26 protein-coding genes are annotated in these 20,986 nt (G+C 64.2%); 11 read left to right on the top strand and 15 right to left on the bottom strand.

Annotated elements, in window-relative coordinates; all coding sequences use genetic code 11:
- The first annotated feature begins 107 nt into the window (after positions 1-107).
- A complete protein-coding gene (argB, locus tag A6B35_RS04690; protein WP_006200638.1) occupies positions 108-1,001 on the top strand; it encodes an acetylglutamate kinase in 894 nt (297 codons plus the stop codon).
- Positions 1,002-1,026: 25 nt separating this feature from the next.
- Here the strand turns inward: argB and A6B35_RS04685 are convergent, their stop codons facing one another.
- The 3 genes from A6B35_RS04685 to A6B35_RS04675 all read right to left on the bottom strand — a co-directional run bounded on the left by A6B35_RS04685 (position 1,027) and on the right by A6B35_RS04675 (position 3,728).
- Positions 1,027-1,425: a RidA family protein gene (locus A6B35_RS04685; protein WP_006200637.1), complete on the bottom strand. Its 399-nt coding sequence runs from the start codon at positions 1,423-1,425 to the stop codon at positions 1,027-1,029.
- Between the two features lie 164 nt (positions 1,426-1,589).
- Positions 1,590-3,137 carry a magnesium-protoporphyrin IX monomethyl ester anaerobic oxidative cyclase gene (gene bchE / locus A6B35_RS04680; protein WP_006200636.1) on the bottom strand — a complete coding sequence of 516 codons (1,548 nt, stop codon included), beginning with the start codon at positions 3,135-3,137 and terminating at the stop codon, positions 1,590-1,592.
- Between the two features lie 114 nt (positions 3,138-3,251).
- On the bottom strand, positions 3,252-3,728 hold the full coding sequence (locus tag A6B35_RS04675; RefSeq protein ID WP_006200635.1) for an Lrp/AsnC family transcriptional regulator: 477 nt from the start codon (positions 3,726-3,728) through the stop codon (positions 3,252-3,254).
- A gap of 137 nt (positions 3,729-3,865) precedes the next feature.
- Here A6B35_RS04675 and phhA point away from each other — a divergent pair, with 137 nt between their 5' ends.
- Complete coding sequence (phhA, locus tag A6B35_RS04670; protein ID WP_040582188.1) at positions 3,866-4,699, top strand: phenylalanine 4-monooxygenase; 834 nt, start codon at positions 3,866-3,868, stop codon at positions 4,697-4,699.
- A 4-nt stretch (positions 4,700-4,703) separates the two neighbouring features.
- Here phhA and A6B35_RS04665 read toward each other — a convergent pair whose 3' ends face one another.
- A complete protein-coding gene (locus tag A6B35_RS04665; protein WP_006200633.1) occupies positions 4,704-5,186 on the bottom strand; it encodes a MarR family winged helix-turn-helix transcriptional regulator in 483 nt (160 codons plus the stop codon).
- A 101-nt stretch (positions 5,187-5,287) separates the two neighbouring features.
- On the opposite strand from A6B35_RS04665, the gene A6B35_RS36135 reads away from it, so the two are divergent.
- Entirely contained in the window at positions 5,288-5,449 is a 162-nt protein-coding gene (locus A6B35_RS36135; protein ID WP_006200632.1) for a hypothetical protein, read from the top strand.
- A 137-nt stretch (positions 5,450-5,586) separates the two neighbouring features.
- Here the strand turns inward: A6B35_RS36135 and A6B35_RS04660 are convergent, their stop codons facing one another.
- From A6B35_RS04660 to A6B35_RS04650, 3 genes are all read right to left on the bottom strand, one after another.
- Positions 5,587-7,026, bottom strand: a complete 1,440-nt coding sequence (locus A6B35_RS04660) for a GMC oxidoreductase (protein ID WP_006200631.1) — start codon at positions 7,024-7,026, stop codon at positions 5,587-5,589.
- Positions 7,023-7,196 carry a hypothetical protein gene (locus tag A6B35_RS36130; RefSeq protein ID WP_006200630.1) on the bottom strand — a complete coding sequence of 58 codons (174 nt, stop codon included), beginning with the start codon at positions 7,194-7,196 and terminating at the stop codon, positions 7,023-7,025. The genes A6B35_RS04660 and A6B35_RS36130 overlap by 4 nt, the downstream gene beginning before the upstream one ends.
- Before the next feature lie 188 nt (positions 7,197-7,384).
- A complete protein-coding gene (locus A6B35_RS04650; RefSeq protein ID WP_006200629.1) occupies positions 7,385-8,146 on the bottom strand; it encodes a GGDEF domain-containing protein in 762 nt (253 codons plus the stop codon).
- 149 nt (positions 8,147-8,295) lie between these two features.
- On the opposite strand from A6B35_RS04650, the gene A6B35_RS04645 reads away from it, so the two are divergent.
- The gene (locus tag A6B35_RS04645; protein ID WP_006200628.1) at positions 8,296-9,003 is read left to right on the top strand and encodes a pyrimidine 5'-nucleotidase; all 708 of its coding nucleotides are present in this window, start codon (positions 8,296-8,298) and stop codon (positions 9,001-9,003) included.
- 18 nt (positions 9,004-9,021) lie between these two features.
- On the opposite strand, the gene A6B35_RS04640 is transcribed toward A6B35_RS04645, so the two are convergent.
- Entirely contained in the window at positions 9,022-9,861 is an 840-nt protein-coding gene (locus A6B35_RS04640; RefSeq protein ID WP_081482075.1) for an LOG family protein, read from the bottom strand.
- 145 nt (positions 9,862-10,006) lie between these two features.
- On the opposite strand from A6B35_RS04640, the gene dapD reads away from it, so the two are divergent.
- The 4 genes from dapD to A6B35_RS04620 all read left to right on the top strand — a co-directional run bounded on the left by dapD (position 10,007) and on the right by A6B35_RS04620 (position 12,444).
- Entirely contained in the window at positions 10,007-10,861 is an 855-nt protein-coding gene (dapD, locus tag A6B35_RS04635) for a 2,3,4,5-tetrahydropyridine-2,6-dicarboxylate N-succinyltransferase (RefSeq protein ID WP_006200626.1), read from the top strand.
- A gap of 72 nt (positions 10,862-10,933) precedes the next feature.
- Positions 10,934-11,287 carry a DUF805 domain-containing protein gene (locus tag A6B35_RS04630; protein ID WP_006200625.1) on the top strand — a complete coding sequence of 118 codons (354 nt, stop codon included), beginning with the start codon at positions 10,934-10,936 and terminating at the stop codon, positions 11,285-11,287.
- Entirely contained in the window at positions 11,280-11,654 is a 375-nt protein-coding gene (locus tag A6B35_RS04625) for a DUF805 domain-containing protein (RefSeq protein WP_040582196.1), read from the top strand. The genes A6B35_RS04630 and A6B35_RS04625 overlap by 8 nt, the downstream gene beginning before the upstream one ends.
- A gap of 13 nt (positions 11,655-11,667) precedes the next feature.
- Entirely contained in the window at positions 11,668-12,444 is a 777-nt protein-coding gene (locus A6B35_RS04620; RefSeq protein WP_006200623.1) for a hypothetical protein, read from the top strand.
- Here the strand turns inward: A6B35_RS04620 and A6B35_RS04615 are convergent.
- The gene (locus A6B35_RS04615) at positions 12,344-13,384 is read right to left on the bottom strand and encodes a 2-dehydropantoate 2-reductase (RefSeq protein ID WP_006200622.1); all 1,041 of its coding nucleotides are present in this window, start codon (positions 13,382-13,384) and stop codon (positions 12,344-12,346) included. The genes A6B35_RS04620 and A6B35_RS04615 overlap by 101 nt on opposite strands.
- Positions 13,385-13,500: 116 nt before the next feature.
- On the opposite strand from A6B35_RS04615, the gene dapE reads away from it, so the two are divergent.
- Positions 13,501-14,700 (top strand): succinyl-diaminopimelate desuccinylase, encoded by a 1,200-nt coding sequence (dapE, locus tag A6B35_RS04610; RefSeq protein WP_006200621.1) that lies wholly within the window; start codon positions 13,501-13,503, stop codon positions 14,698-14,700.
- 19 nt (positions 14,701-14,719) lie between these two features.
- Positions 14,720-15,325: a hypothetical protein gene (locus A6B35_RS04605; RefSeq protein WP_040582185.1), complete on the top strand. Its 606-nt coding sequence runs from the start codon at positions 14,720-14,722 to the stop codon at positions 15,323-15,325.
- A gap of 28 nt (positions 15,326-15,353) precedes the next feature.
- On the opposite strand, the gene truA is transcribed toward A6B35_RS04605, so the two are convergent.
- The 4 genes from truA to def are packed head-to-tail and all read right to left on the bottom strand — an operon-like array spanning position 15,354 to position 18,115.
- Positions 15,354-16,121 carry a tRNA pseudouridine(38-40) synthase TruA gene (truA, locus tag A6B35_RS04600; protein WP_006200619.1) on the bottom strand — a complete coding sequence of 256 codons (768 nt, stop codon included), beginning with the start codon at positions 16,119-16,121 and terminating at the stop codon, positions 15,354-15,356.
- A 20-nt stretch (positions 16,122-16,141) separates the two neighbouring features.
- Positions 16,142-16,648, bottom strand: coding sequence for a GNAT family N-acetyltransferase (locus tag A6B35_RS04595; RefSeq protein WP_006200618.1), 507 nt, complete (start codon positions 16,646-16,648; stop codon positions 16,142-16,144).
- Positions 16,645-17,580: a methionyl-tRNA formyltransferase gene (gene fmt, locus A6B35_RS04590; protein WP_006200617.1), complete on the bottom strand. Its 936-nt coding sequence runs from the start codon at positions 17,578-17,580 to the stop codon at positions 16,645-16,647. The genes A6B35_RS04595 and fmt overlap by 4 nt, the downstream gene beginning before the upstream one ends.
- 4 nt (positions 17,581-17,584) lie before the next feature.
- On the bottom strand, positions 17,585-18,115 hold the full coding sequence (def, locus tag A6B35_RS04585; protein ID WP_006200616.1) for a peptide deformylase: 531 nt from the start codon (positions 18,113-18,115) through the stop codon (positions 17,585-17,587).
- Positions 18,116-18,218: 103 nt separating this feature from the next.
- On the opposite strand from def, the gene A6B35_RS04580 reads away from it, so the two are divergent.
- Positions 18,219-19,472: a DNA recombination protein RmuC gene (locus A6B35_RS04580; RefSeq protein WP_040582195.1), complete on the top strand. Its 1,254-nt coding sequence runs from the start codon at positions 18,219-18,221 to the stop codon at positions 19,470-19,472.
- A 17-nt stretch (positions 19,473-19,489) separates the two neighbouring features.
- Here the strand turns inward: A6B35_RS04580 and A6B35_RS04575 are convergent, their stop codons facing one another.
- Both A6B35_RS04575 and A6B35_RS04570 read right to left on the bottom strand, forming a co-directional pair.
- Positions 19,490-19,894, bottom strand: coding sequence for a GFA family protein (locus A6B35_RS04575; RefSeq protein ID WP_006200614.1), 405 nt, complete (start codon positions 19,892-19,894; stop codon positions 19,490-19,492).
- Between the two features lie 62 nt (positions 19,895-19,956).
- Positions 19,957-20,922: a cation diffusion facilitator family transporter gene (locus tag A6B35_RS04570; protein ID WP_006200613.1), complete on the bottom strand. Its 966-nt coding sequence runs from the start codon at positions 20,920-20,922 to the stop codon at positions 19,957-19,959.
- Positions 20,923-20,986: the final 64 nt, after the last annotated feature.

Raw genomic sequence — 20,986 nt, 5'->3', positions numbered from 1 at the left:
GTCCCGCAGCACGCGATTTTCATTAATTTGTGACAGCAAAGCCGTTTGCGGCCTGCGCCAATTCCCGCTAAGACGCCGCCGTTCATGCCAAGCTGGGATCCATACCGATGACGGACATCGCCGCCACCGCCGAAATGCAGGCCGCGCTGCTCTCCAGGGCGCTGCCCTACATGCAGCGCTACGAGAACAAGACGGTGGTGGTGAAATATGGCGGCCATGCCATGGGCGACATCGAGCTCGGCAAGGCCTTCGCCCGCGACATCGCGCTGTTGAAACAATCCGGCGTCAACCCGATCGTCGTCCATGGCGGCGGGCCGCAGATCGGCGCCATGCTCAACAAGATGGGCATCGAATCGAAGTTCGAGGGCGGCCTGCGTGTCACCGACCAGAAGACGGTCGAGATCGTCGAGATGGTGCTGGCCGGTTCGATCAACAAGGAGATCGTGGCGCTGATCAATGCCGAGGGCGAGTGGGCGATCGGCCTGTGCGGCAAGGACGGCAACATGGTGTTCGCCGAAAAGGCGCGCAAAACCATGATCGACCCGGATTCCAACATCGAGCGCGTGCTGGACCTCGGCTTCGTCGGCGAACCGGTGGAGGTCGACCGCACGCTGCTCGATCTGCTGGCGCGCTCCGAAATGATCCCGGTGCTGGCGCCGGTGGCGCCTGGCCGCGACGGCCATACCTACAACATCAATGCCGACACTTTCGCCGGCGCCATCGCCGGCGCCTGCCAGGCCTCACGCCTGTTGTTCCTGACCGACGTGCCCGGCGTGCTCGACAAGAACAAGAATCTGATCGACGAGCTTACGGTGGCCGAGGCCAAGGCGCTGATCAAGGACGGTACGGTGTCGGGCGGCATGATCCCCAAGGTCGAGACCTGCATCGAGGCGATCGAGCGCGGCGTCGAAGGCGTCGTCATCCTCAACGGCAAGACGCCGCATTCGGTGCTGCTGGAACTGTTCACCGAGCACGGCGCCGGCACGCTGATCGTGCCCTGAGCCGCCATTGGCCGCAGCCAGTCGATCAGGCAGGCTGAGGCAGGCGCGCGATGACCTTTATTTCAAAGTCGAAGCCGGCCAGCCAGTTCACGCCGACCGCGGTCCAGTTCGTGTAGGGCGGTTCACCGAACACCTTCAGCCGAACGGCATCAATCGCCCCCCACTGCGCGGCGGGATCGGTGTGGAACGTGGTGACGTCAACGATGTCGTCGAACGTGCAGCCGGCGGCCTTCAGCACGGCCGCGAGATTGTCGAAGGCAAGCTGGACCTGCTTTTCGAAGACCGGCTCGGGCGACCCGTCCTCGCGGCTGCCGACCTGGCCCGAGACGAACAGAAAGTCGCCCGAGCGGATCGCCGCCGAATAGCGATTGATCTCGTAGAGAGCCTGCCGGTCGGCAGGGAAGATCGCGTCACGTTTGGTCATTTTCACTCCATCTAGACCTAGCAGGCCCGGATCTCCCGACGATCTCGGCCTGCATCCCACTGTCGGGGCAGTTCACATACGCCCCGTATGTCAGATGTGGGTACATACACTGCGTATGTCAATATGCATACGTTGCGTATATTTTTAAGGTGACCGCGTGTCGTTCAGGCGCCCGGCGAAATCACGGCGGGCGCTGCGGCCGGCTTGCGCGGCGGGCGCACGACCGTCATCGATTCTTCCTCCTGGTCCTGCGGTGCGCCCCAGAATTCGGCCAGCGTCGGGCCGTGCTCGAGGCGGCGGTCGCGGACGAGAAAACCCCAGACCTCGCGAAACCAGACGCGGCGGCCCATCTGCGTGTACCAGCGCATCGAATGGCGCTGCTCGGGATCCTTGTGGAACAGGATGCGCGCCAGCGCCTTCGGCCGCGACTGCACCGCCAGCTCGATCAGCTTGACGCTGAAGAACAGCATCCAGGGTTTGAGTCGGGTCATCTGCAGAACCTGGTGCTTGTAGTCCCAAAGACGGGCGTCCAGCTGGATCACCTTGCGGTCTCTGGCGATACGGAAGAACGGCGTCCAGCGGTGTGGGGTGACATAGAGCGCCTGGATCTGGTCCGGGTCATAGGCGATCAATTGGCGGAAGCCGCGCCAGAGGTCGCGAAAGCCCTCGTCCTCGAAGCCGGCGACCCAGGTCGCCATCGACAGGATGCCATGCTGCCTGAGCAGCCGGATCGCCTCGCGGTCGGAGGAGGTGCTGCCGCCCTTGCGGATCAATTGCAGCGTCTGCTCGTCGGTGTTTTCCATGCCGAGCAGCCAGCGGATGACGCCTGCCTTGCGATAGAGATGCAGGATGTCGGCGTCGCGTACGATGTCGTCGGCGCGGGTCGAGCCGACGATCAGCACCGGCACGTTCTCGGCGATCAGCGCGTCGAGGAAGACGCGCCATGCCTTCTTCGAGACCGTCGGGTTCTCGTCGGCGAGGTTGATCAGCTCGACGCCGTGCTCGCGATGCAGCCAGGCGATCTCCTGGGCGAACTTTTTTGGATCGCGGTGCCGCCACCGGGTCCAGAAACCGCGCTGGCCGCAATAGTTGCACAGATGCGGACAGCCCCGCGAGAACTGCATGACCACGGCGCGCTTGCCGCCCCAATAGCTGTAGCGGCGGTGGTCGATCAGCTCCCAGCCGACACGGTAATCGTCGAGATTGGCGATCGTCTTCGCCGGCTGGGTGGCGAAGGGGCGGCGCAAATCATCGCGAAAGGCGATGCCATGCACCTCGGACAGCGGCCCGCGCCGCTCCAGAGCCCCGATGAGTGCTGCGATGGTGGCCTCGCCCTCGCCCCGCACGATGAAGTCGAAGACATCCGTTTCAGCGAGAATGTCGCGCCAGTGATAAGTCGGGAACACGCCGCCATAGATGACGATCGTTGCCGGGGCGTGAGCCTTGATCATCTGCGCGATGCGCAAGGCCGTCGGATGCGCCGAGGTCGAGCCGGAATGGCCGATGAGGATGCAGTCGGGTTGGCCGCTAAGGGCGTCGCGGACGAGGGCGGCAAGCGGCATCGGCCCGAACTCGGCGTCGACGAGGCGCACAAGGTGGCCGGCATCGAGCAGCGGACCGCCCAGCGCGAGCAGGCCGAGCGGCGGCAGATGGTCGTCCGGCACGCGGCTGCCGATGGCGGTGTGCGGCGGATTGATCAGGACGATGTTCATGGCGGACCTTTTTCAACGGCGGTCCGCCTGTCCTAACCGGCGATCTGGATGACGAGTTGGCCCTGTTCAGCAGTTTGCGTGCAGCTTTCCCGCAAAATTGGCGGGCAGGCGGCCCTAGCGTCGAAGGTGCGCGAGCGGCACATGGCCCGGGCCCTTGATGTTCTGCAGCACGAGCTGGGTGTGAACGTCGCGCACGCCTTCAAGCCGCATCAGCCTGTGCATGACGAAGTGGTTGAGCTCGTCGACCGACGGCACCATGACATGCAGGAGGAAGTCGTGGTCGCCGGTCATCGTCCAGCAGGCGGACACCTCGTCCATGCGCTGAACGGCGGCGATGAAGCTTTCCGGCGAGCCGTCGCTATGGCTGACCAGGCGCACCTGGATGAACACCTCGACCGTCAGGCCGACGGCGCGACGGCTGACGACGGCGGCAAAGCCCTTGATGACGCCGGTGTCCTGCAGGGCCTCGAAGCGGCGCGCGCAAGGCGTTGTCGACAGGCCGATTTCCTGGGCGAGTTCCGACACCGGCTTGCGTCCGTCGCGCTGCAGGATGTCGAGCATCCTGATTTCGAATTCGTCAAACTGAGGCATTTTCACTCTCCAACAGCTTTCCGATAGCGCCTTTTACCTCAAATGCTGCGTTTAGGCCATCATCAAAGCGGATATGCCTCGCCGTCTCGGGCTAGAATTGCTGCACGATTGGCCATGAATTCATGAGGAGAAGAGCCATGACAATGAGCGTTGCCGACTATGCAAGGGAATGTGCGGCGCAGGGGCTGCGTGGCGATTATTCGGTCTGCCGCGCCGATTTCACCGTGGCGCAGGGCTATGACTACAGCGCCGACGAGCAGGCGGTGTGGCGCACGCTGTGCGACCGCCAGACGAAGCTGACGCGGAAGCTGGCCCATCACTCCTATCTCGACGGTGTTGCAGCTCTTGGCCTGCTTGACAGGATCCCGGACTTCGATGCGGTCAGCGAAAAGCTGTGCAAGCTCACCGGCTGGGAAATCGTGGCCGTGCCGGGGCTGATCCCCGCCGCGCCGTTCTTCGACCATCTCGCCAACCGCCGCTTCCCGGTGACCAACTGGCTCAGGACGCGAGACGAGCTCGACTACATTGTCGAGCCGGACATGTTCCACGACTTCTTCGGCCATGTGCCGATCCTGACGCAGCCGGTCTTCGCCGATTTCATGCAGATGTATGGCCAGAAGGCCGAGGACGTGATCGCGCTCGGCGGCGACGAGATGGTCACCCGCCTGTACTGGTACACCGCCGAATACGGGCTGATGCAGGAAGCCGGCCAGCCGCTGAAGGCCTTTGGTGCCGGGCTGATGTCGTCCTTCACCGAGCTGCAATTCGCCGTCGAGGACAAGGACGCCCATCATGTGCCCTTCGACCTCGAAACGGTAATGCGCACCGGCTACGAGATCGACAAGTTCCAGCGCGCCTATTTCGTGCTGCCGTCCTTCGATGTCCTGCGCGATGCCTTCCAGACCGCTGACATGGCCGGCATCGTCGGACGCAACAGGGGCAAGCCGGCGCTCGACCCGGCAGCCGTCTGACCACTCAGGCGGTCTCGGTCTTCAGACGGGCAAGCTGCTCGCGCTGCAGGTCGAGTGCCGCGGTGGTGAACCGCAATATGGTGGCCAGTTCGGCATCGCTGAAGCTGGCCATCATCTTTTGCCCCTCCTGCGCAATGGCGCCGTAATAGCGCGCCGACAGGTCCCGCGTGCGCTCCGTCGCCTCGATGACCACCTTGCGCCTGTCTTCCAGGCTGCGCGTGCGCGTGAGGAACCCGCGTGCCTCTAGCCGGTCGATCAGCGCGGTGACGGCGGCCGGCGTCAAGCCCGTCGCGACCGCGACCGCGCCTGCCGATTGCGGGCCGCCATAGAGCAGCCCGAGGCAATGCCGCTCGGCCGCGTTCAGCCCAAGCTTTGCGCCCACCGCCTCGTCATAGGCCTGCGTCGTATCCTGCCAGCGCATGATGGCGAGGCTGATAGCCTCGGCCATTTCGGTGCGATTTCTGGTTGACGAATTTATTTCGATCATCTAACTATCAATCTGTCTAACATTAAGACGATTGCATCAATATGCGGCTGTGACTTGCGCAAGGCAAGGACCCGCCGCCAACAAGGAGTGAAAAGCTGAGCTTGATCCAACACCGCGCCCCTCTCTCGCATGAGGAGGAGTTCAAATACGCCAAGCTGGCCATGGAATGGTATGGCTGGGGGTCGCCCATCGGCCTCGGCATCCTGCTGGTGGCACTGGCCGCCGCGGCGGTGCTGGTGCGCATTGCTGTGCACGGCTTCTAAACTCAGTACGATCTTCCAAAGGCGCGCCCAAGGCGGCGCCGGCCGCCTTCCCGGGTGCCGGCGCCGCCTGTTTTTAGGCCCGCTCCAAGTACGCAATTGCGGACGGAAAACCACTGCGCACTTTTCCTGGAACTGCGCTAGACGGCGATCACCTTACCGAGGTGGTCACCCAACCGGCAGGCCAGTGCGGTGATGGTCGTCGTCGGGTTGCACTCGCCTGACGTGCAGAACACCGAGGAGCCGCCGACATAGAGATTGTCCATGCCATGGACCTTGCAGTTGGCGTCGACGACGCTTCTGGTCACATCCGTTCCCATGCGCGTGCCGCCCATATGATGATGGCCAGCGGTTTCCTCGTTGGTCGGATAGTCCCCGCCATTGCCGATCCAGTCGGCGATGCGAACGCGGCCGAGATTCTTCTGAGCCAGCGTCGTGCCGAACAGTCTCAACCCCTCCAGCAAGGTGCGGCGTTCCAGTTCCGACTTTTTCCAATGCAGTTCGATGCGCGGCACGCCGGCATGGTCGACATCGGTCTTCGACAGCTCGATCTGGTTCGAGGCCAGAGGCGCCTGTTCCCAGGCGACATAGAGCTGGGCGGCGCAGCGCAGGTTCTGGCTGAGCCTGGAGGACATCCATTCGGCCATGTCAGGCGCCGTGCAGGCAAGGTCGGCGATAAGTCGCTTGACATGGGGATAAGGCGTCTCGATCAACCTGATACCGAAATTCATGATCTGCAGCCGTTCCATCGCGGCCAGCGTCGGCGAGAAGAAGGCCTCGTTGTCGGCATCGACCTCGAACTCGCCATAGTCGGCGAGGATGGCATTGCCGCCCTCGAAGGTCGGGTGCTCCATCCAGTAACGGCCGAGCGCGGTGGCGTTCGGCACGACGCCGCCATTCGAGCGCTGGTTCGACCACAGAAGCAGCCGCGAATTCTCCAGCCCGCCGGTGCAGGTGATGAAATAATCGGCACTGAAGGCGCCGGCGTCCTGGCCGTTCGACCACAGCCTGGCGCCGGTCACCCGCTTGCCGTCGCCGGCGAGCTCGGTGGCATAGGTGTTGAGCACCACGGCGATGTTCCTGCTCGCGTCCAGCTCGTCGGCGAATTTTTCGCCAAAGCGTACGGCCGGGCTCTTGATCAGCTGTATCCAGCGGATGTCGTCCGAAATTGGCACATCCGGCCGGAAGTCGGGCAGTTCGAGGATGTCGTGCACCTCAGGCAGATAGGGGTCGATATCGGCACGGCTGATCGGCCAGCCGGTGTCCGGTGCCCAGGCCTTGGGCTCGAAATCTTGGCTGTCGAGCACGCGGCACCAGCCGGCCCAATGGTTCGACGAGCCACCCATGAAGCGCAGCCGCGTGATGTCGAGGTCGAAATAGGGATCGCCTACAGTGGTGCCGCGATAGAAATCCTGCGACTCGTCGCTGAATTCGCGCGAGCCGGCCTCCAGCACGACAACCGGAATGCCTGCGGCGCCAAGCTTTCTAGCGATCGTCGTGCCGGCGGGACCGGAACCGAGGATGCAGACCTTGGCCGTAAAGTTGGCCGCGCGAAAGGCCTCGTAACTGTCGAAAATCATGCGAGGTCGCTCCGCTTGAGGATCCAGCCATTGACCTCGACGATCTCGTCGGGGTCGACTACGGCAGGCTGGTTGCGGAACAGCGACAATGCCGGCAGTGCGATGAGCATCTGCACGATCATGCGGCGCGGCATTTTTCTGGTGAAGAAATTCCCGGTGAAGAAGGTCATGGCACGCCTTTCGATGGGGGCTTCGATCCACGCATGGCATTCCCTGAACGGCACACGCCCGTCAGGAAAAGCCAGTTTCGTGCCAACCTCGCCGGAAGACCTGCTACAACCGGGTAACCGGGCTGGTTGAGTGCAAACAAGGTTAGGATTTTCCGATCACCGGTAGAGGCACTGATGCGCTGTGGGCCTCAGGCGGCTTCCGGGACATCGCGGTCGAGGATCGCGAGATTGCGGCCACGATGCTTGGCCTCGTAGAGCCGGCGGTCGGCGGCGCGCATCAGGTCGGACACGCCGATGCCTTCGCCGCAGGTGGTGCCGCCGATGCTGACTGTCAGCGGAACCGTCCGCTCGTCGACGGGACGGAAGCGGATCAGTTCGACCTCCCGGCGGATGCGCTCGGCGACGCGTTTGGCCTCCTGTTCGGTGGCGCCGGTCAGGAAGGCGGCGAATTCCTCGCCGCCGATGCGGCCGAGCACGTCGCCGCTGCGCACGCCGCGTTCGATGGCGGCGGCGATCAAGAGCAGCGCGTCGTCGCCGGTCAGATGACCGAAGCTGTCATTGATCTTCTTGAAGTGGTCGGCATCGATGATCAGCAGCGCGCCGCGATCGGATTTGCGCCGCGAGCCGTCGAGCGCAGCAAAGAAGCTCTCGCGGTTGAGCATGCCGGTCATGTCGTCGCGGCTGGCCTTTTCCGAGAGGCGCCGGTGCGCGGCGGCAAGCTGGGCGTGTGCCCGGGCGAGTTCGCGATGCGCGCTTTTCAACCTCTCGCTCTGCCAGAAGGTGGTTGCACTGGCGATCCAGGCAAGGGCCAGCGGGCAGACTGTGGAGGTCAGCCAGATCGTGCGGCTGATCGGGAAGCCCAGTGCGGGGACGATGATCAGCGTCAACAAAAGCGAGACTGCTACCGAGCCGAAAGCGACGGCGGCGGATTTCAGAATTAGGCGATTCATCGCTGGCTCCCACAGAACCGCCTGTGTGCCTAGCAAGCCCTGAAGACCACCTTTCGGCGATGCTTAAAATTTGAAATGAGCCCCACTTTCACATCTTTCGACGCGCATAAGTTGTGGATAAGCGCCTGACCAGCGTGCCATAAGGAGGCATGACCACGCTGCCTGACCCCGCACGCTTCGCCCATGTCACCGACTGGGTGTTCGATCTCGACAACACGCTCTATCCGCACCATTCGAACCTGTTCGCGCAGATCGACGTGAAGATGACCGCCTATGTCGGAGAGCTTTTGACGCTGCCGCGCGACGAGGCGCGCAAGCTGCAGAAGGAACTCTACCTAGAGTATGGCACGACGCTGAACGGCCTGATGACGCGCCATGGCATCGACCCCGACGATTTTCTCGAAAAGGTCCATGACATCGACTATTCGTGGCTGGTGCCCGATCCGGTCCTCGGAGCCGCCATCCGCCAGTTGCCCGGGCGCAAGTTCATCTTCACCAACGGCGATCGCAGGCATGCCGAACGCACCGCGCGCCAGCTCGGCATACTCGAGCATTTCGACGCCATCTTCGACATCGTCGCGGCCGGGCTGAACCCCAAGCCGGCACGCCAGACCTATGAGCGGTTTGCCGAACTGCACGCCGTCACCGGCCACAATGCGGTGATGTTCGAGGACCTTGCCCGCAATCTGGCCGTGCCGAAATCGCTCGGCATGACCACGGTGCTGGTGGTGCCGCGCAATTTCGAACCGACCTTCTCGGAGATCTGGGAACGCGACCCGGCCAACGAGGACGACGTCGATTTCGTCACCGACGACCTAGCCAGTTTTCTCACGGCGATCGTCGAAGTGCCGGCCTGAGACGCGGGCCAGCCACGCTCAGAGATTGTAGAAGCGGCTGATGATGCCCCAGGCCTCGTCGGCGGTGTCGACGAAATCGATGATGTCCTGGTCGCCGGGCGTGATCGTGCCCTGTTCGGCCAGGAAATCGAGATCGATCGCCTTTTGCCAGAAGGACTTGCCGAACAGGATCACCGGCACGCGCTCCATGCGCCCGGTCTGGATCAGCGTCAGCGTCTCGAAGAATTCGTCCATCGTGCCGAAGCCGCCGGGGAATACCGCGACCGCCTTGGCGCGCATGACGAAATGCATCTTGCGGATGGCGAAATAGTGGAAGTTGAAGCAGAGCTCGGGCGTCACATAGGCGTTCGGCGCCTGCTCGTGCGGCAGCACGATGTTGAGGCCGATCGACGGCGCGCCGACATCGTCGGCGCCGCGGTTACCGGCTTCCATGACGCCAGGCCCGCCGCCGGTGACGACGACGAATTCGCGGTAGTAGGAGGTGGCCGACTGCTGCGAGCAGAGGCGGGCGAACTTGCGCGCCTCCTCGTAATAGCGGCTGTTCAGCTCGAGGTTCTTCTTCTGCGTCTCGTTCTTCGCCGCCCAGGCTTCGCCGCCGGGCTCGGGAATGCGCGCGCCGCCGAACAGGATCACGGTCGAACGGATGCCGCGTTCGGCGAGGATCATCTCCGGCTTCAGAAGCTCGAGCTGCAGCCGCACCGCGCGCAATTCGCGTCGCGTCATGAACTCGGGGTCGTTCCAGGCCAGACGGTAGGTGTCGGCGCGCGTCTGCGGCGTGTCCGGCACGCTCTTTGCGCGCTCCAGATCCTCGTCCGAATGCGGCAGCGGCGTCCACCCCGCCTTTTCCATTGGCGTCATTTGCTCTACCCGTCCCAATAATTCACTTGCGCCGTCCCATGGCGCACTCGCGATTGACCCCCAATAAGCCTTAACATAGGGTCCGCGCGACTTTCAAAACAGGTTAAGGCGCTGCCCCTTAACAGCTTGGTAACGGAGCGAAATCATGTCGAAGACTGATCTGGCGAGCCTCGAAAAGACCATCGAGAAGGCCTTCGAGGAGCGCGACACGATTTCGACCGCGACCCGCGGCGAGACGCGCGACGCCATCCAGTCGGCGCTCGACCTGCTTGACCGCGGCGCCGCTCGCGTCGCCGAGCGCCAGGCCGACGGCAAGTGGCACGTCAACCAGTGGCTGAAGAAAGCGGTGCTGCTGTCGTTCCGGCTCAACCCGATGGAGATCATCAAGGGTGGTCCGGGCGAAGCGGTGTGGTGGGACAAGGTGCCGTCGAAGTTCGACGGCTGGAGTGCCGTCGACTTCGAAAAGGCCGGCTTCCGGGCCGTCCCGTCGTCGATCGTGCGCCGCTCCGCCTATGTCGCGCCGGGCGCGGTGCTGATGCCGTCCTTCGTCAATGTCGGCGCCTATGTCGATACAGGCACCATGGTCGACACCTGGGCCTCGGTCGGCTCCTGCGCCCAGATCGGCAAGAACGTGCATCTGTCGGGCGGCGTCGGCATCGGCGGCGTGCTGGAGCCGATGCAGGCCGGCCCGACCATCATCGAGGACAATTGCTTCATCGGCGCGCGTTCGGAAGTGGTCGAGGGCTGTATCGTGCGTGAAGGCTCGGTGCTCGGCATGGGCGTGTTCATCGGCCAGTCGACCAAGATCGTCGACCGCGCTACCGGCAAGGTCTTCTATGGCGAAGTGCCGCCCAATTCGGTGGTCGTCGCCGGATCGCTGCCGGGCAAGGCTTTTCCGAACAACGAGCCCGGGCCCGGCCTCTACTGCGCCGTCATCGTCAAGCGCGTCGACGCCAAGACCCGCTCCAAGACTTCGATCAACGAATTGCTGCGCGATTGATCTTTTCCAGAAACGGACGCACCTTCCGCCAGCGCGACAATCCGTCGCGCTGGTTCAAGATGGAGGGGTGACATGGACTGGAAATTCCTTTTGACCAGCTATGAAGGCCGCATAAATCGCGGCAAGCTCTGGGCCTGCGTTGGCGTGATATTCGTCGGCGCGCTTGTTGCAGCGATTATCGACAACATCATCGGCACGACATTCGAAGGCGCGCCGTATGGTTTTGTGTATGTGATCTACGCGCTTGCCATGCTCTATAGCGTTTTCGCCGTCTACGCCAAACGCTGGCACGACCGGGACAAGTCGGGCTGGTGGTCGCTGATCGGGCTCGTGCCGATCATCGGCGGCATCTGGATGCTGGTCGAGCTTGGTATTCTCGAAGGCACCAGGGGCGCCAATCAGTATGGACCGGACCCGCTTGCCTGAAAAATCCGACCTCATCTGGCTTTTCTTCAAAACCTCAGGCCGCGTCAGCCGCGCGGCCTATTTTCTCGGCGGGCTGCTGGTGGCTCTCGCACAACTCTTTCCGCTCTACCGCTTCACGCTGGTGCCGGAAGGCTCGCCCGAGAGCAACATGTGGTCGTTCATCTTCTTCATCGCTTTCATCGCCTCGCTCTGGTCGAACATCGTGCTGGCGGTGAAGCGGCTGCACGATCTCGACAAGCCAGGCATCGCGGCGCTGGTGCTGTTCGTGCCGGTCGTCTCGATCATCGCCTTCCTGGTGCTTTGCCTGTTTCCCGGGCAGCCTGGACCCAACCGCTACGGCAGGCGCACCAACGCGCCGGCCGACTGACGGGAACCGGTCGATGCGCTACCGCACGCTTGACCCGAAACTGATCATCGAGACCGCCGAAAGACTTGAGGAGCGCGTCGCCGAGCGTTTTCCCGATGCCGGCCTGCGCGGCGTCGCCGCCGAGCTGGTCTCCTTGTCACGCGATCTGGCAAAGGGCGCCAAGGCGCTGGAAGCGCCGATCTGGTGGCTGCGCGTCCTCATCGTCGCCGCCGTCGTCGCCGGGACGCTGATGTTCCTGTTCGTGGGCACCGTCCTGCCGTTCGACCGCATTTCCAAACCCGGCGACGCCGTGCAGTCGGTGCAAGGCATCGAAGCCTCGCTCAACATGGTCATCCTCGCCATTGTCGGCTTCGTGGCTCTGATCCGGTCGGAGGAGCGCATCAAGCGCAAGCAGGTGTTTCGCCAGCTGCACGGCCTGCGCTCGCTGATCCATGTCATCGACATGCACCAGCTGACCAAGGATCCGGCGACGCTTTCCGCCAGTTTCAAGCCGACCGCGCATTCGCCGGCCCGCATCACCAATGCCGCCGACCTGGCGCGCTATCTCGACTATTGCTCGGAAATGCTGTCGATCACCGGCAAGATCGCCGCGCTGTTTGCCCAGTCGGTCAATGACGACGTTGTCATCGACGGCGTCAACGACATCGAGAACCTGGCCTCCAACCTGTCGCGAAAAATCTGGCAGAAGATCACGCTGATCGAGAGCCACCCGGCGGCGCAGCAATCTGCTCCGGCACCAGGCCCGGCGAGCCAAGCCGCGCCGCCTCCGCTGCGCGCACCAAAGCGGTGACGCTATTCAGCAGTGGCGTCGGCGTACCTGCCTTTTCGGCGAGGCGCATGACCGCGCCCTGCAGCTCGCCGATCTCCGTCGGCCGGCCGCGCTGAAGATCGTCCCACATAGAGGAGCGCGCCTCGGGGTCGATGGCCAGCATGCGCCGCGCCAGACGCCTGAACAGCCAGTCCGGCAGGCGGAGCACTTTTGGCATCAGCGCAGGGGGCAAGCCGGCAATCCGCGCGGGCTTGATGCCGCAGGCCTTCATTGCCGCCAGCGCCTCGCCGATCTGGCCAGCCAGGATCAGCCGCCAGCGGCGGTCGGCAAGTTCGGTGGCCAGCGGCAGGTTGGACAGTGCCACCAGTGCGTTGTTGAGGTTCATCAACAGCTTGCCCCACAGCACCGCCGTCATGTCGCCATGGGTTTCAACCGCCAACCCCTCGACGGCAAGCAACTCGGCCAGGCCGGCCACGCCGTCCTCGATCATCACCTTGCCCTCACTGGCGCGGTGCACGCGCAGTGGCTCGCCGTCGGGCGACTGGACGACGTTGAACGGCACCATGCCGGCAAGCACTTGCCGGGCGGCCAACCCTGTCCGCAGCCTGTCGGCATTGTCGACGCCGTTCTGCAGGCTGACGACCACCGCGTCCGGGCGGGCATGGGCGGCGATCAGCGCAGCCATCTCCTGCGTCGCGCCGCTCTTGACCGTCACCAGGATCACCTCGGCGTCGCGCAGGGCGGCCGCCGGATCGGCTGTCGCCGACAGCGCCTCCGGGCTGACGCAGCTGTCGCGGCCGTCGAGATCGGTGACCCGCAAACCATCCTTGCGCACCACATCGCCGATGCGCGGCCGCGCCAGAAGATTGACCCGCCGGCCGGCCAGCGCCAGACAGCCCCCAACATAGCAGCCGATGCTGCCCGCGCCGGCTATTGCGACCAGACTGCCGTTGTTGGCCATGCGATAGTCCTTTATTGGGCCGCAACTATACGGCATGAAAACCATATTGTCGGCGCCATGGCCGGCCACGATGTCAGGCCGTGACAGGCCTTCCGCTTTCGACTATCGCTTTGCCCATGAATTTGCCGACCGACCCCGCCGCAAACCTTGCCGCCCTGATCCGCTGTGCCTCGGTGACGCCCGCCGAAGGGGGCGCGCTCGGCGCGCTGGAAGACATGCTGAAGCCGCTGGGTTTCTCGGTCGAGCGCCCGGTGTTTTCGGAGGACGGCACGCCGGACATCGAAAACCTCTATGCGCGGCGCTCCGGCAACGGGCCACATTTGATGTTCGCCGGCCATACCGATGTGGTGCCGGTCGGCGACGAAGCCGCCTGGACGCACCCGCCCTTCGCCGCCGAAATCGCCAATGGTGAGATGTATGGTCGAGGCGCCGTCGACATGAAGGGCGGCATCGCCTGTTTCATCGCCGCGGTGGCGCGTCATGTCGGGGAGAATGGCGGCCCGAAGGGCTCGGTCTCGCTGCTGATCACCGGCGACGAAGAAGGCCCGGCGATCAACGGCACGACAAAGCTGCTCGAATGGGCAGCCGGCAAGGGCGAGAAATGGGATGCCTCGATCGTCGGCGAACCAACCAATCCGGACGCGCTCGGCGACATGATCAAGATCGGCCGGCGCGGCTCGCTGTCCGGCAGCGTCGTCGTCATCGGCCGCCAGGGCCACGCAGCCTATCCGCAGCTCGCCGACAACCCGGTGCGCGGGCTGATGAGCCTGGTCGATGCCTTGCTCTATCCGGCCTTCGACGAGGGAACGAAGGATTTCCAGGCGACCAATCTGGAAGTGACCTCCATCGATGTCGGCAACCCGGCCACCAACGTCATCCCGGCGAAGGCGACGGCGACCTTCAACATCCGCTTCAACGACACATGGACGGCCGAAACCATCCAGGCCGAGATCCACAACCGGCTCGACCAGGCGGCCGGGCGCACAAAATACCGGCCGGGCAAGAAAACGCCGGTCGACTACGATATTGTCTGGCGCGACCGGCCGAGCCATGTGTTTCTCACTCGCGACGACCGGCTGATCGAAACGCTCAGCCAGTCGGTCAAGACGGCCATCGGCAGGAAGCCGGCGCTGTCGACGTCGGGCGGCACCTCGGACGCCCGCTTCATCAAGGATTATTGTCCGGTGGTCGAATTCGGTCTGGTCGGCAAAACCATGCACATGGTCGATGAGCGTGTCGCCTTGGCCGACCTCGAGACGCTGACTCAAATCTACCAGCGCTTCATCGAGGACTGGTTCGAGCGAGGCGCAGCCTAACCATGCATTCAGTGTGATCATGCTTTCGGCCGATGAAACCTACGCTTCGCTGGCCGGCGCCTGGCGGTTGATGCTCGGCAAGGCCGACGGCCTGCGCCTGCTCGACCTTTCGGCCGACGGTTTCTGGAATTCCTTCTTCGCCATTATCGTGGCGGCGCCGGCGCTGATCGTCGGCTGGGTCGGCATCGCCAACGAGATCGGCGACCCGAACGCATTCGCCGGACGCTTCAGCATGCTTCTGCGGCTGGCGACCGTCGACATCGGTTCCTGGGTGCTGCCGCTGGTCGGCCTGGCGCTGGTCGCGCCGCGCCTCGGCCTTGGCGGCCGCTTCGTCCACTATGTCGTCGCCAGCAACTGGGCATCGGCGATCATCGCCTGGCTGATGCTGCCGTCGGCGCTGATCAGGCTTTTCCTGCCGTCGACCGACGAAGTTTCGGGGCTGGTGTCGCTGGTTTTGTTTGCGCTGTCGATGGTGCTGACCTGGCGCATGACCAATGCCGTCATCGGCCGGGGCGCGGCAGTCGGCACGGCTGTCTTTGCCGGCATGTTCGTGGCGTCGCTGGCCGTGTTGTTCGGGCTGCAGGCGCTGCTCGGCATCACCATACCGACGAGCATCGAGAGCTGATCTTTCTGAACCGAAACGCTGGCCGAGCCTACCGGGCTTCTGCGAACGTCTGTGGATAGTCGACGCCGATCAGGAAAAGCCCGTCGGGCGGCGCCACCTGGCCGCAGGCGGCGCGGTCGTGCGCGTCGAGCGCTGCCTTGAGGTCGGCGGCGCGCCAACTGCCGTCGCCGACGCGCTTGAGCGAGCCGACCATCGAGCGCACCTGGTTGTGCAGGAAGGAGCGCGCCGAGGCCCTGACCTCGATCAAATCGCCCTCCCGGCTGACGTCAATGCGATCGAGCGTGCGGACCGGGCTGTCGGCTTGGCACTGCGTCGAGCGGAAGGTGGTGAAATCATGCCGCCCGAGCAGCAGCTTGGCCGCCTCGTGCATGGCGGCGGCGTCGAGCCGCTTCGGCACCCACCAGACCTTGCCCTTTTCCAGCGCCGAGGGCGCGCGCCGGTTGAGGATGCGATAGAGATAGTGGCGGCCGGTGGCCGAGAAGCGCGCGTCGAAGCCGTCAGGGACGGCCGCTGCCTTGAGAAGGGCTATGCGGGCGCCCGCCATTTGCAGATGCGCGTTGACGGCGTCGCGCACCTTGTCGCCAGGCCACGCCTTGGCGAGGTCGACATGCGCCACCTGTGCGGTCGCATGCACGCCGGCATCGGTGCGGCCGGCGGCACGCAACCTGACCTCTTCGCCGCAGAATCTTTCGATCGCCTGTTCGATCGCCTGCTGCACCGAAGGCTGATCCGCCTGGTGCTGCCAGCCGGCAAATTGGCTGCCGTCATATTCGATGTCGAGGCGAAAACGCGGCATATGCGAAGTGCACTCGCCGCTTAGGCGGCGAGTGCGGTAAAGGCTGAAGCGTAGACGAGCTTGCCCGCCTCAGGAGCGTCGCCCCAGGCCAGCGCCTGCAGCGCTTCGCCCTGATACTCGCTTTCGAAGTTTTCGGCGCGGGCGTGGGTGTAGCCGAAGCGGCCGTAATAGGCCGGATCGCCGAGCACCACGGCCAGGCTCTCGCCGGCGTCCTTGAGGCGGATATGCGCCTCGCGGATCAGCGCGCCGCCAATGCCCGAGCCATGGAAGGACGGCTCGACGGCCAGCGGCGCCAGCGCCACGGCCGGGAAGCTCTTGCCGCCGTTGCCCACGAAAAGCCTGGAAAACAGGATGTGGCCGACCACCTGACCGTCCTCTTCCGCCACCAGCTCGACGACGGCATCGCCGCCGGTGACCAGTGCGTCGACCAATCCGGCCTCCGCCTGCTGGCCGAATGCATGTTCCTCGACGAGGCGGATCGCCTCGCGATCCCGCGGCGTCGCCGCGCGTATCGACATCATGCTCATGAGAGTTTCGTTCCTTTTTCGATCTTGGCTCCGCGCAAAAACTCCTGCGCGGTGGTGGGCCTTCCGCCCGCCCGTTGAACTTCGACCAACCTGATCGCGCCTGACCCGCAGGCGACCGTCAGCCGGTCATCGAGAATTCCTCCCGACTCGCCGACGCCATCCGAAAGCGTCGAGCGAAGCAGTTTCAGCCGCTCCATGCGGCCGCCAATGTCGACCTCGCACCACGCGCCCGGAAAGGGCGAGAGGCCGCGAATGTGATTGTGGACTTCGCCGGCAGGCCGCGTCCAGTCTACGCGTGTCTCCGATTTATCGATCTTTTTGGCGTAGGTCACCCCCGCCGTCGCCTGTTGGGTAAATGTCAGACAATTTATCCCCAGCCGTGTCAATGCTGCCACGATCAGCGAAGCGCCCATGCCCATCAGCCGGTCATGCAGCTCGCCGGCCGTCATATCGGGTGCGATGGCGCATTTTTCAACCATCGCCACCGGACCGGTGTCGAGACCCTCCTCCATCCGCATCACCATCATGCCGGTCTCGGTGTCGCCGGCCATGATGGCGCGCTGGATAGGCGCGGCACCGCGCCAGCGCGGCAGAAGCGACGCATGGCCGTTGAGGCAGCCGAGCCGGGTTGCCTCCAGAACCGCCTTCGGCAGCAGCAGCCCATAGGCGACGACCACTGCGACATCAGCGCGCAGGGCGGCGAATGCCTGCTGTTCCGCCTCGCCCTTCAGCGAGGTCGGCGTCCGCACCTCGATGCCCAGCCGCTCCGCCTCGCGCTGCACCGGCGACGGCGTCAGTTCCAGCCCGCGCCGGCCGGCGGCGCGTGGCGGCTGCGTGTAGACGGCTGCTATTTCATGCCCGGCTTCGGCGATCGCCCGCAGCGTTGGCACGGAAAACTCCGGCGTGCCCATGAAGATGACGCGAAGGGGCATGCCCCTATCCCACCATTTTGCCCGGCGCCTTGTCCCTGGCGAGCTTCTTGAATTTCTTCACCACCATGTCGCGCTTCAGCTTCGAAATGTGGTCGATGAACAGCACGCCGTTGAGGTGGTCGATCTCGTGCTGCAGGCAGGTCGCCATCAAGCCTTCGGCCTGCATCTCCTGCAGCTTGCCGTCGCGGTCGAGGTACTTCACCCGCACCGAGGCCGGGCGCTCGACCTCGGCATAATAGTCCGGGATCGACAGGCAGCCTTCCTCGTAAACCGAGCGCTGGTCGGAACTTTCGAGGATCTCCGGATTGATGAAGACATGCGGCGCCGGCGTCTCGTCTTCCTTGGCAAGGTCGATGACCAGCAGGCGCAGCGGCTCGCCGATCTGAATTGCCGCGAGACCGATGCCGGGCGCGTCATACATGGTGTCCAGCATGTCGCCGGCCAGCTTGCGCAAAGGCGCGTCGACGCGCTCGACCGGTTTGGAAACCTGGCGCAGAACGGGATCGGGAAGGATGATGAGCGGCTTGATCGACATGGCGTCTCACCTAAGACGTCATGCGAAAAGCGTCAACGGGGACAATCGGCGGCCGTTCACGTTTTGATCTGTGCCGGCGGACCGAATCATCTATGCTGGCGGCATGAACGACCTGAGCACCATCCTTTCCGAACCCGTCGTCCGGCTCGGCGCCAGCACGTTCACGCTCGGCCATGCCCTGGCCTTCGGCACAATCCTGTTTGTTGGCTTGTTCCTGGCGCTGGTCGTCGCGCTGTGGCGGTCGGCCCGGGCGCGCGCGGTGGCGGCCGCGGAAGCCGCCGACCACGCCCGCGATGCCGAGGCGCGGATGGCCGGCATCCTGCAAAGCCAGGCCGAGATGCAAGGCCGCATGGGCGCGATCGCCGAAGTGTTCGGCGCGCGGCAGGCCGAACTCACCCAGTCGATCGGCCAGCGGCTTGATGCGATGACCGGGCGTCTTGGCCAGACCATGACCGATCAGACCAAATCGACGCATGAAAGCCTGGCCAAACTGCAGGAGCGGCTGGCGGTGATCGATACGGCGCAAGGCAACATCCAGTCGCTCGCCGGCCAGGTGGTCCAGCTACAGGCAATCCTCTCCAACAAGCAGACGCGCGGCGCCTTCGGCCAGTCGCGCATGGAGGCGATCGTCGCCGACGGCCTGCCGCATGGCGCCTACGAATTCCAGGCGACCTTGTCGAACGGCAGCCGGCCCGACTGCCTGGTGAGGATGCCGAACGGCGCGCCTTCGCTCGCCGTCGACGCCAAATTCCCGCTGGAAGCCTGGAACGCCATCCGCGCCGCCGACGGCACCGACCTGCAGAAAGTCGCAGCACAGGCGTTCCGCCGCGACATCGAAATCCATGTCCGCGATATCGCCGAAAAATACCTGATCCAGGGCGAGACGCAGGACACCGCCTTCATGTTCGTGCCCTCGGAATCGGTGTTCGCCGAGATCCACGAGAATTTCGAGGCGGTGGTGCAGAAGGCGCACCGCGCCCGCGTCATCATCGTCTCGCCGTCGCTGCTGATGCTGTCGATCCAGGTCATCCAGGCGATCCTCAAGGATGCACGCATGCGCGAGCAGGCGCATCTGATCCAGGGCGAGGTCATCAGGCTGATGGAGGACGTTGCGCGCGTCGACGAGCGGGTGCGGCGGCTGCAGACGCATTTCGGCCAGGCGACGAAGGACATCGACGACATCCTCGTCTCAACATCGAAGGTCACCAAGCGCGGCCAGAAGATCGAGGCGCTCGAGTTTGCGGAAGCCGAGGCCGAGCCGCCGCGCCCCAGTGCTGGCAAGGTCGAGGCCGGTGCACGCGTCGCCGACTCCAAGACAGGCCAGTTGCGGCTGCGAGTGGTCGAGGGCGACGACTGAGCCGCCGGGCCGGTTGGCTACTGTTCCTCGACGGTCGTCATGCCTTCAAATTCCGGCAACCAGTGCAATGCCGAGCGGTGCCAAACCTGTTTTCTCGGGACCAGGTCCCCGCGCTGATGCGCCGTGCCGACCCTGATGCCGTAGATCTTCGGGCCATCGCCGACCGAGGTCGCATAGAGGTGCGATCCGCACTCGCCGCAAAAGCCCTGAGCGCGCTTGGTGCCAGTGGATCCGGTCTTGATATAGACCTTCGGTGTGCCGCTGGTGATCCTGTAGCTGCTTTCCGGTGCCGGAACCGTCACCCGGAATGCCGTGCCGGTTAGTTTCTGGCAATCCGTGCAGTGGCAGATCGAGGTCTTTTCCGGATCGACCTCCGCCTCATAGGTGATCGCACCGCAATGGCACCCGCCGTCAATTCTCATCGTCGCTTCTCCCGAAATCCAGCCGCAATCTTAGCGCGGCGCGGTCGCGAGACAACGGCCGACTAATCCAGAGCCTCTCCGGATGCCGATACGATCGCCTTGCGGCGGCGCTCCCAGGTTCCGGCCGACTGCGGCTTGACGAACAGCCGCGAAATCTCCGGCATTTCCGTTTTCAGCCGTGCCTCCAGCCGCTCGACGCAGGCCTCGATCTCGGGCGCGGTCATATGATCCTCGAATTCGATGCTCAAGCCGGCGACGATTTCCTCCGGACCGATATGGACACTCAATATGCCGTTGGCGCGCTGCACCGCCGGATCCTGCTGGGCAATCGCCAGCACTTTCTTCTGCACTTCGGGCGAGGCCGGTTCGCCCAAGAGCAGGCCCTTGCTTTCGCGAGCCAGGAAGATGGCGGTGGCGCCGAGGATCATCGCGATGCCGATCGACGCTGCACCGTCGAGCTCAGGCATGGCGAATATCTCCGCCGCCAATATTCCGGCAAAGGCGACGATCAGGCCGAGCAGCGCCGCACTATCCTCGAATAGCACCGTGTAGACGCTCGGATCCTTGCTGAGCTGCACCGCCTCGATCCAGCCGAGCCTGCCCTTCTCGCGGCGGAATTCCTTCAGCGCCACGTACCAGGAACTGCCCTCAAACAGGAAGGAGAGGCCGAGCACGACATAGTTGACCATTGCATTCGCGACCGGCTCGGGCGCCATGATGTGGACCACGCCTTCATAGAACGACACGCCGGCGCCGAGCGCGAAGACGAGAAGGGCTACGATGAAGCTCCAGAAACAGAGCTCGCGGCCGTGACCGAGCGGATGCATGAGGTCGGGCGGCTGGGCGGCGCGATGCATGCCATAGAGCAGCAGGCCGCCATTGCCGGTGTCGACGAGCGAATGGACGCCCTCCGACAGCATGGCTGAGCTGCCGGTGAAGAAGGCGGCGGCGAATTTGGTCAGCGCGATGGCAAGATTGCCGGCGAGCGCCGCATAGATGACCTTCCTCGACCCGCCATGCGCCGCCATGGTTTTTACCCTGTCCGATGCTCGCGAGAGCCTAGCGGCCAACCCGCCAAAGCTCCACAGGCAT

This window comes from Mesorhizobium amorphae CCNWGS0123, from assembly GCF_001686985.1.
GTDB lineage: Bacteria > Pseudomonadota > Alphaproteobacteria > Rhizobiales > Rhizobiaceae > Mesorhizobium > Mesorhizobium amorphae.
Note: the sequence above shows the minus strand (reverse complement) of the source record. Positions and strands in the feature narration are given on the sequence as shown.